3 protein-coding genes are annotated in these 2,285 nt (G+C 64.5%); 1 reads left to right on the top strand and 2 read right to left on the bottom strand.

Going from position 1 to position 2,285, the window contains the following annotated elements; genetic code table 11:
* Nucleotides 1-90 precede the first annotated feature (90 nt).
* Nucleotides 91-381, bottom strand: a complete 291-nt coding sequence (locus E1281_RS39235; RefSeq protein ID WP_131884747.1) for a DUF4440 domain-containing protein — start codon at nt 379-381, stop codon at nt 91-93.
* A 330-nt stretch (nt 382-711) separates the two neighbouring features.
* A complete protein-coding gene (locus E1281_RS39230; RefSeq protein ID WP_131884746.1) occupies nt 712-1,062 on the bottom strand; it encodes a dihydrofolate reductase family protein in 351 nt (116 codons plus the stop codon).
* A 645-nt stretch (nt 1,063-1,707) separates the two neighbouring features.
* On the opposite strand from E1281_RS39230, the gene E1281_RS39225 reads away from it, so the two are divergent.
* On the top strand, nt 1,708-2,013 hold the full coding sequence (locus E1281_RS39225; protein ID WP_131884745.1) for a hypothetical protein: 306 nt from the start codon (nt 1,708-1,710) through the stop codon (nt 2,011-2,013).
* Nucleotides 2,014-2,285: the final 272 nt, after the last annotated feature.

Raw genomic sequence — 2,285 nt, 5'->3', positions numbered from 1 at the left:
GTGGGGGCGGTGGGTTGTGAGAGATCACCCGTCCTACCAGGGCTTCTTCATGTTTCAGGGCCCGCCACACCGCCCGCGATCATGCTGTGATCACCCACCCACAGACGCTGGTGGAAAACGTTCAGTGCTCTCGACGAGGTACCGGACGCTGATGTTCTCCAGTGCACCTCCGGGAGCGAAAACGTGAGCTTGCGCCCGATACAGAAGTTCAGCTCCAAAGACGAGATTGCCGCCGAAATTGACGAAGACCGCGTCTTCCGAGAAGAGCGCATTCATGGCTTCGGCGTCGTTGCCGTTGAACGCGCTTTCATAGCTTTCCACAACCGCGGCGAGCTGGTCGTGCTCGGATCTCTCTGTGGTTGTTCGCTGGCTGTCGACCACGGTTCCCCCATCGATTTTCGTGCGGAACCCTGAGCGTGGCACCTCAACCGCAGTTGAGGTCAAGATGCCGACGGCGGCCGACTGCTGACCCAAGTCAGTCCGGCGCCCGCGAATCCCATGGCAACGAGGGACGGTTCCAGGCCACCCGATCCCCGCTCGCACGTCGCAGGAGAACTTCGCAGCCCGCCCGTCTCGCCGTGGATCGACACCGAGACGAACTTCTCGACTCCAGTCGTAAAAACGGGCCGAGACGCGGGCGCCAACTCATCTGGAGTCGCGCGGCATACCGCCACTGACCGCTCGTCGGTACGCCCGCGCATGCCTGGCCGGTCAGGTCCGCACGTAGCGCCGGAACACGATTCCCGAGGCGAGGGAACGGTGCTCGGCCAGGCGCAGCCGCAATTCCCGTCCCACGGGCAGGAACGGCCGGCCACGCCCGATGATCACGGGGAACGCGTACACCCAGAACTCGTCGATCAGGTCCAGCAGGGAGGCGGCCAGCTCGGGGCCGCCGAGCTGGAAGGTGCCGTCGATCTCCTGCTTGAGGCGCGTCACCACGGACACGGCGTCCTTACGACGGACGATCGTGACCCCTTCGGGGACGGTCTGGAGGGTGTCGGAGAAGACATACCGCGGCGTCTCCTTGTAGAGCTGGGCGAACTCTCGCTCGAGGGCCGGCACGCCTTCCTTGCCGAGGTCCTAGTCCAGGGCTTTTCCATCGCCTCGTACAGCCGCCGCCCGAACAGGAACCCCGCGTGCCGGCGAACATGGTCGTTCGCCGCCTGGCGGAAGTCCTCGGCGGGGTCGAAAGAGTCCATGCCGCCGTCGGGATCCGCGATGAACCCGTCGATAGAGGTGTTCATCCAGTAGATGACCTGGCCCATCAAGGCCCTCCTTTGCTCGCAGAGGTCGTCCAGAGTGCAGACCGGATAAGGCGCCAGACCTCATCGCAGCCAGGGCAGCCGATCGATGCTTTCCAGATGAGGCAGCCTGTCACGACCCCAGTACCGTCATGGCCGGTACAGCCCAGGTGGCATCTCGTCGTATCGGGGACGACTCTTGCCCGTCCAACCGTCCAACCGTCCAAGCACGTCGAACGCGCGAATGCGGCCTTGGCAGCGTCCGGCCGAACCTGGCGAGGTCTGGACGACCGCGGAGCCTTGCTCCTTCCTCAAGGCGGCCAAAACGCTCGCGTTCTCCCACCTGGCCGCGTACACAGGCGCACGAGAGAACTACTCCACGCACATTGCTTCTCCAAGCCAAAGCCTCCGCCGGAGGCGTCTTTCCAACCCGTCGGAGGGCCCTGCCGTATGCAAGCATCCCGGGATGATTGAGGTGACGTTGGATGTGGACGCCGATCCGGTGCCCTTGTTGATGCTGCAGACCGAAACATGGGAGGTGCATATCTGGGCGCCTCTCGGGGATTTGGCTCGGCTGAGCGGGATCCGCGACGCAAGTTGGGACGAGCGGCGATCCCTGATAGTGGGCGTCTGTGCAGGCTCGCCGGTTTTCTGGTCGGTGTCCGGGGACGAGCGGGCAACGATGCTGATCGGCCAAGATGACGAGACATGGGATGCGGCGCTGATGATCCCTCTCACAACCGTTGACGAGATCGTCGCCCTTGCCCGCTGATGCCGAGCCGACGCCGGCGCGCCCCATGGCGGTCGTGGCCGGCGGACATGTCGCGACGCGCGGCGGCCCCTTGCTCCAGAACAGCCCAGATTCGGCAATGACCACGGCGACGGCAACCGCTTCGGGGGGATACAGGATCCGGCCACCCTCTCTGTCAGACTGCTGTGACACAAGGGACGGATGAGTCCTTCTGATATCGAGCAGGGCGAGACAGGACGAACAGCGCAGTGACGATGACCCTCGCCGACCAGGCCCGCGTGACCACACGGCAG

This window comes from Actinomadura sp. KC345, assembly GCF_004348515.1.
In the GTDB taxonomy this organism is placed as follows: domain Bacteria; phylum Actinomycetota; class Actinomycetes; order Streptosporangiales; family Streptosporangiaceae; genus Spirillospora.
This window is presented reverse-complemented; position numbering and strand designations above follow the sequence as displayed.

Excerpts from the sequence above, each read along its gene's own strand:
- E1281_RS39225 (WP_131884745.1), top strand. The coding sequence starts at position 1,708 with ATGATTGAGGTGACGTTGGATGTGGACGCCGATCCGGTGCCCTTGTTG.